The organism is Pseudomonas sp. JH-2 (assembly GCF_036231725.1).
In the GTDB taxonomy this organism is placed as follows: Bacteria; Pseudomonadota; Gammaproteobacteria; order Pseudomonadales; family Pseudomonadaceae; genus Pseudomonas; species Pseudomonas delhiensis.
In genome coordinates, this window is record NZ_JAZAQP010000067.1 from 21,290 (window position 1) to 27,351 (window position 6,062).

At 69.0% G+C, this 6,062-nt stretch carries 5 protein-coding genes; 1 reads left to right on the forward strand and 4 read right to left on the reverse strand.

The features are described 5' to 3' along the window. Nucleotides 1-28 precede the first annotated feature (28 nt). The 4 genes from VV867_RS28505 to VV867_RS28520 form a co-directional block, all read right to left on the reverse strand. Nucleotides 29-1,375, reverse strand: coding sequence for an outer membrane beta-barrel protein (locus tag VV867_RS28505; RefSeq protein WP_328568213.1), 1,347 nt, complete (start codon nt 1,373-1,375; stop codon nt 29-31). A 64-nt stretch (nt 1,376-1,439) separates the two neighbouring features. Further along, nucleotides 1,440-3,071: a bifunctional 3-(3-hydroxy-phenyl)propionate/3-hydroxycinnamic acid hydroxylase MhpA gene (mhpA, locus tag VV867_RS28510; protein ID WP_328568214.1), complete on the reverse strand. Its 1,632-nt coding sequence runs from the start codon at nt 3,069-3,071 to the stop codon at nt 1,440-1,442. A 105-nt stretch (nt 3,072-3,176) separates the two neighbouring features. Then, a complete protein-coding gene (locus VV867_RS28515) occupies nt 3,177-4,097 on the reverse strand; it encodes a VOC family protein (protein WP_328568215.1) in 921 nt (306 codons plus the stop codon). A gap of 76 nt (nt 4,098-4,173) precedes the next feature. After that, nucleotides 4,174-5,007 carry a fumarylacetoacetate hydrolase family protein gene (locus tag VV867_RS28520; protein WP_328568216.1) on the reverse strand — a complete coding sequence of 278 codons (834 nt, stop codon included), beginning with the start codon at nt 5,005-5,007 and terminating at the stop codon, nt 4,174-4,176. 172 nt (nt 5,008-5,179) lie between these two features. On the opposite strand from VV867_RS28520, the gene VV867_RS28525 reads away from it, so the two are divergent. Then, complete coding sequence (locus tag VV867_RS28525; RefSeq protein WP_328568217.1) at nt 5,180-5,884, forward strand: GntR family transcriptional regulator; 705 nt, start codon at nt 5,180-5,182, stop codon at nt 5,882-5,884. The last annotated feature ends 178 nt before the right edge of the window (nt 5,885-6,062 follow it).

The window sequence follows — 6,062 nt, forward strand, 5'->3', positions numbered from 1 at the left end:
CATGGGTACTCGGGGCGGTGGCGGGCGGTCAGAAGTAGAACAGCGCTTCGACCATGGTGGAGAGTTGCGAGCGGTCGCGGCCGTTGCCGTAGGGGCGGTCGTGGTCGCGGGCATCGAACCAGTCGTAGCGGACCTCCGGGCGCAGCGAGAGGTTGCCGGTCACATCCCAGCGCAGCCCGCCGGTGAGGGCGTTGTAGTCGCCGCGGGCGCTGCTGGTGGGGAACAGGATGAAGCCGTCCGGGTCGCTGAAATGCTCGCCGCGCACCGAGAACGACAGGTCCGGGCGGTACTGGTAGGTCAGCACCGCGTTGGCGCCCCACCAATGGGCGCCGTCGAAGCCCGGGCCGCTGACGATGTCCACGGTGCCCGGCTTGCCGTCGCCGGCCTGGTGGCCGTAGACCACCTCGGCGCCCATGGACCAGCGCTCGTCGAACTTGTGCCAGCCGTTGAGCGAGTGCTGCTGCTTGAGCTGGCCGCTGTCGGCGATCAGCCGCGCGGTCGGCCCCTGCACGTCGGAGGTGCTGTCGTTCTGCTCGTCGCCGACGATGAATTCGTAGTCGACCCAGGTGTTCATGTCCGGCGTGCGCCAGCGCAGGGCGCCCATGACCGACTTGCCATCGTTGTTGTCGCGCAGGTTGTTCCAGCCCTGCACCACGCCCAGTTCCAGGCCGAGGATGCCGGGGTCGCCATCGAGCAGGCGGGTGCCCACCAGCACCCCGGAGACGGTGCCCGGCTCGCTGACGAAGGCGTAGGTCTTGCTGGCGAAGGGGTTGCGCGCCTGGCGTATGTTCGGCGGTATCTCGTAGCCCAGCGCCGGGCCGAACACCCCGGCCATGAAGTTGAAGCCCGGGCCGTAGGGCACGTAGGCGGTGGCGGCGATGTTGGGGACGGCGAGGAAGCGGTCCTTGTCCTTCTGTGCCTTGGCGGTGTCGTCCTCGTTCATGTTCCAGTGCATGTCCCAGCCGAAGGTGCGGGCGAACTGGGCGTTGCGCCCGTAGTTGGCCTCGAAGGTGAAACCGAAGGCGAAGTCCTGCGGCTTGGGCCCCGGCAGCGGGGTGATGCGTGGCACGAAGGTGCCCTTGAGCGCCTTGTCGACGAACAGGTGCAGGCTGCCCCACTCCAGGCCCTCGTCGGACATGCCGGTGAGCGGCAGGTTGCTCAGGCCGTCCTCGCGTTCGTCGTGGGTGGAGCGGTTGTTGCGCACATAGGCGATGTCCAGCAGGCCGGAAACCGTAATGCCGTAGTCGCGCTCCAGGCTGTCGCCGAAGAGGCCCTTGAACAGAGCGCCCTCCCCCGGCGCCTCGGCAGCATGACATTCCACGAATGCCAGGGCGGCCAGGACCGCACCAAGCGTTTTCACCTTGATGTTGAGCATCGTTCTGTCTCTTGTTGTTGTTTTCAGAGGGGTGCCGCGGGGAGTGCCCCGCGGCCGAAGTGACCTAGACCTGGGCGGCGAGCGGCCGGCGCGCCTCCCGCACCGCGCCGCCCGGGCCCTGTTGCAGGCCGAGGTCGCGGCGCAGCGCGTCCAGCAGCTGCGGCAGCTCGCCGGGGTGGCCGATGCCGCCGTAGATGTAGAAGTCCGGGCGCACCAGCAGCGCCTGCAGGCCCGCGATGCGGAGGAACTGGTGGTACTTGCCGGACAGGTCGCGGCAGGTGCCCGGGGCGCCGTCCTCGCTCAGGCGCACGGTCTTCACCTCCAGCTGTTCGAGCAGCGCCTTGTGCGCCTCGCCCAGCCCGGCCAGCGGGTCGTCGCCGATGCTCACCAGGTGGAAGCCGCGGCCGAAGGCGTCGTCGTAGCGCTGGCGGTGTTCGTCGCGCTCGATCTCGCCGTGCACGCCCAGGCAGCCGGCCGGGCCCAGGGCGCGGCCGTTGCGCTCGTCCTTGTGCACCACGCCGCCGACCAGGCCGGGGAACGGTGGCAGCGGCGGCACTTCGCCGGCGAGGAAGGCGGCGTCGCGTTCGGCAGCCTTCTGCGGGTCGGCCACGCAGACCACCTTGCCCATCGCCACCGAAGCGTCGATCACCGCGCGGATCTGCGGCTTGCGTTCCAGGGTGTAGCTGTCCAGCAGCCTGTCGGAGCAGATGCCACGGAAGACCAGGTCCAGGCGCCAGGACAGGTTCCAGGCGTCGCGGATGCCCGAGCACATGCCCTGGCCCATGAACGGCGGCATCAGGTGCGCGGCGTCGCCGGCCAGCAGCACGCGGCCGTGGCGCCAGGTTTCGGCGATGCGCGAGCGGAACTGGTAGACGGCGTGGCGCACCAGGGTGGCGGTGTCCGGGGTGACCCAGGGCGACAGCAGCTCCCAGACCTTTTCGGTGCTCTGCAGGTCCTCGATGCTCTCGTGGGGCAGGCGCATGAATTCCCAGCGGCGGTAGCCGGGGCCGCCGGGGACCATGGTGGTCGGCCGCGCCGGGTTGCACCACTGGCCGATGTCCGGCACGTCCAGCTCGACGCCGGGGTTGGGCTGCAGGTCGACCACCAGCCAGTCTTCCTGGAAGCCCAGGTCCAGCCAGTCGATGCCGCAGGCGCGGCGCACCACGCTGTTGGCGCCGTCGGCGCCGATCACGTAGCGGGCGCGCACCGTGCGCTGCTCGGCGGCCTGCGCCGGGTCGCCGCGCTGGGTGCGCTGCAGGCGCAGCTCGCAGCCCTGCTCGTCCTGGCTCAGCCCCAGCACTTCCCAGCCCTGGTGGACCTCGACGTTGGCGATGGCCTTGGCCCGACGGTCGAGGATGGCCTCCAGGCCCGGCTGGTTGAACAGGTAGCCGAAGGGGCCGTCGCTGATCGACTCGGCGGACCAGTCGATCTCCACCAGCACCTTCCAGTCGGCGTTGAACCACTGGTAGCAGGCCGAGGGCTGGGAGATTTCCTTCAGCTCCTCTTCCAGGCCCATCATGCGGAACACGCGGCGGATCTCGTGGTCGTGGAACACCGCGCGCGGCAGCGGGTAGAGGGACTGCCAGCGCTCGTACACGGCGACGCTGTAGCCCATGCGGCCGAGGAGGATGGCGAGGGTCTGGCCGACCGGCCCGTAGCCGACGATGGCCACGTCGTGGATCTTGTTTTCGTTCATCTGTGCTGACCTGAAACCGGGTTGGTTTTGGGCAAGCCGCTCCCCGCTTCCCTGGGGGCCAGGAAAGTGTCCGGGACGAAGGAGCGGCCCGCGTCGCTGGGTGCGCTAGCTTTTGGCCGGCGCGCTGTCCGCCTCGGTGTTGCGGACGAAATACTCGGGGACGCTCGGGCCCCAGAGGTACAGCGAGTTCTCGGGCGGGAAGTCGCCAGCCGGCCACTGGCTGCCGGCGTCGATGAAGTCCATGTCCGCCGAGTACTCGCAGAACGAGCCCCAGGGATCGCGGACGTAGTGGAAGTAGTTGGAGCCCAGGCAATGCCGCCCGGTGCCCCAGCCCTCGCGGTAGCCGGCGTTGGCCATCTGCTCGGCGCCGTTGCCGACGTCGTCCACGCCGTCCACTTCCCAGGCGGCATGGTGGAAGCCCCTGGCGCCGCTCTTGCAGAAGGCCACCAGGTGGTGATCGCAGCCGTGGGGGGCGTGGGTGAAGGCGATGATGTCCTGGGAGTGGTCGGACAGGCGCAGCCCCAGGGCCCGCTCGTAGAAGGTGACCGCCTGGGGCACGTCGGGGCTGAACAGCAGCACGTGGGACAGCCGTCGCGGCCGCACCCGGGCCACGGCGTCGCGGGTGCCGACGCCGCGCACGGCGGGCCGGGCCGGCGCCGCCAGTTGCTTGTGGTCGGGCATGTGCTTGGCGCCGACCTTCACCTGCAGCAGGTTGCCGTCGGGGTCGCGGAACCAGAAACCCTCGCCGTCGCCGGCCTCGAAGCGCGCGCCGGCGGCCTCGGCCTGCTGGCGCAGGGCCGGGTAGTCCTCGGCGAAGCAGTTGAAGCTCAGGTAGGCCAGGCTCTTGCGCGGCCCCGGCAGCATCCGCGCCCAGCGGTGGCCGTCGGCGGCCCGCAGTTCCAGGGCGTCCGGGGTTTCGCCGACTTCCAGGCCGAAGCTGGCGAAGAACTGGCGCGCGTCGTCCAGCGAGGGCACGAACAGCGCGTAATGATCGATCGAATGCACACCACGGATGGTGGGAGTCATGATCGCCTCCGATTGTTGTTCTTGTCGTCGAAGCCTCGGAGCGGGAGGCTTCGATCTGGCCGGGAACTGCCCGGGGTCAGGCCTCGTCCAGCACCGGGTTGACCAGGGTGCCGATGCCTTCGATGGACACTTCCACCACGTCGCCGGCCTTCAGGTAGACCTTCGGCTCCATGCCGAAGCCGACGCCGGCCGGGGTGCCGCTGACGATCACGTCGCCGGCTTCCAGGGTCACCGCCTCGCTAAGGGTGGCGATGATGGTGGCCACGTCGAACAGCATGTCCTCGGTATTGGCCGATTGCACCACCTTGCCGTTGACGCGGGTCTGCAGCAGCAGGCCCTTGCCGCCGGCCGGCAGTTCGTCGGCGGTCACCAGGTCCGGGCCGAAGGCGCCGGTGTCGTCGAAGTTCTTGCCCACGGTCCACTGCGGCGACTTGAACTGGTACTCGCGCACCGAGCCCTCGTTGAACAGCGCGTAGCCGGCCACGTGCTGCAGCGCCTGTTCCTTGGGAATGTGCCGGCCGCCGCTCTTGAGCACCACGGCCATCTCGCCCTCGTAGTCCAGGGTATCGGAGATGCGCGGGCGCACCAGCGGCTGGTTGTGGCCGATGAGGCTGCTGTTGAAGCGCGGGAACAGCGTCGGGTAGTCCGGCTGGGCGTAGGGCGATTCCTTGGTGTGGTCGGCGTAGTTCAGGCCGACGCAGACGATCTTGCCGGGCTTCTTCATCAGCGGCAGGTAGTCCTGCTCGCCGATCTGCACCAGCGGGCCCTGGGCCTGGGCGCCGTAGGTGGCGAGGTCGACGCCGCGCTCGAGCAGCGACTCCAGGGTTTCCTCGCCGAGGACACGGACGCCTTCGGCGGTGCGAACGCCCAGTACCGGGCGGCCTTGGTGGGAGAAGCGAACGTAGCGCATGGAGCAGACCTCTTGTTGTGGTTCGTGACGACCGCCAGGCAGTGCGGTATGGGCCCTAAGCTAATCCCGATAAAATATGCCGTCAATGATAAAATATATTTTTTCAGAATTATCGATAAAAGGCTCCCGTGTGTATCATCTGTCTCATCCGTCATCATCCGTGGAACAGCCCATGAACCGAGCCGAACGCTGGGCGGAACAGCCCGAAGCCTCGGAGAAGCGCACCATGGCCTCGCAACTGGAGGCCCGGGTCCGCGAAGACATCATCAACGGCCGCCTGGCGCCAGGCAGCCGCCTGCGCCTGAAGGAGCTGGCCGAGCACTACGACGCCGGCGTCATCCCCCTGCGCGAGGCGCTGTCGCGCCTGGCCGCCAGCGGCTTCGTCAGCGCCGAGGACCAGAAGGGCTTCAGCGTCGGGCGCATCTCCGCCGGGGAAATCCGCGACATCACCGCCACCCGCCTGCTCATCGAATGCCAGGCCCTGGCCGACTCCATCCGCCACGGCGACCTGGACTGGGAAAGCCGCCTGATCGCCGCGCACCACCGCCTGGACCGCCTGCCCATCGTCGAAGGCCCGGAACGGCTGCTGAAGCCGGAATGGGAGAACGCCCACGTGGCCTTCCACGAGGCGCTGATCGGCAGCTGCCGCTCGCCCTGGCTGCTGCGCCTGTCGCACATGCTGCGCGACCAGACCGCGCGCTACCGCATGCTCTCGGTGCACTACGCCGAAGGCGCCGAGCGCGACGTGCCCGGCGAACACCGCGCGCTGCTGGACGCCGCCCTGGCGCGGGACGTGGACAAGGCCTGCGCGCTGCTGGCCGAGCACTACCAGACCACCACCCGCAACGTGCTGGCCCATGAGGCGCTCAAGGGCTGAGGCGACGCCATGGGAACCCTGGACCAGCAGGCGCCGTACCGCTCCTACGCCGCTCCACCACGCCATTCCCATTGTAGGAGCGCGCCCTGCGCGCGAATCGCGGCAGGGCCCGCTCCTACAGCTCCAGGGAAGCACGGTCGTAGGAGCGGAACTTTTCCGCGATAGCCGGACGTTCCGG